Origin of the sequence: Sedimentitalea sp. XS_ASV28 (genome assembly GCF_041224545.1) — a bacterium.
Classification (GTDB): Bacteria; Pseudomonadota; Alphaproteobacteria; order Rhodobacterales; family Rhodobacteraceae; genus Sedimentitalea.
Map to the genome: position 1 here is coordinate 1 of NZ_JBGFGP010000004.1, position 337 is coordinate 337.

Genomic DNA, 337 nt, shown 5'->3' on the forward strand with positions numbered 1-337 from the left:
AAAAGGGACAAATCGACGGACTCTTCTGAGGGAGAATGCCATGATACGCAAGATCCTGGTTCCGGTACGCGGTGACGGCAAGGGCGATAACGTCCTTGCGCACGCTGCGGCGCTCGCGCATCGCAACAATAGCCACGTGGAGGTCACCCATTGTCGCGCGCGGCCCGAAGACCTGCTGCCCTTCGGGGTTCCTATCCCGGCGGTGTTTCGCAAGCAGCAGATGAAACAGGCCGAAGAACTCGCGGATGTCCAGGAAGCGGGCATGCGGGAAGAGCTGAAGGCGCTGGTTGAAAAGCTTGACCTGGCGACTGACGTAGATCCCCATTCCGACCGGGCG

Annotated in this window: 1 protein-coding gene; it reads left to right on the plus strand. The window is 60.8% G+C overall.

Features of this window, described 5'->3' with window-relative positions; all coding sequences use genetic code 11:
• Positions 1–40: 40 nt before the first annotated feature.
• Positions 41–337 (plus strand): universal stress protein (locus tag AB9K34_RS00020; protein ID WP_369952458.1); only part of this gene is annotated, 297 nt, incomplete at its 3' end.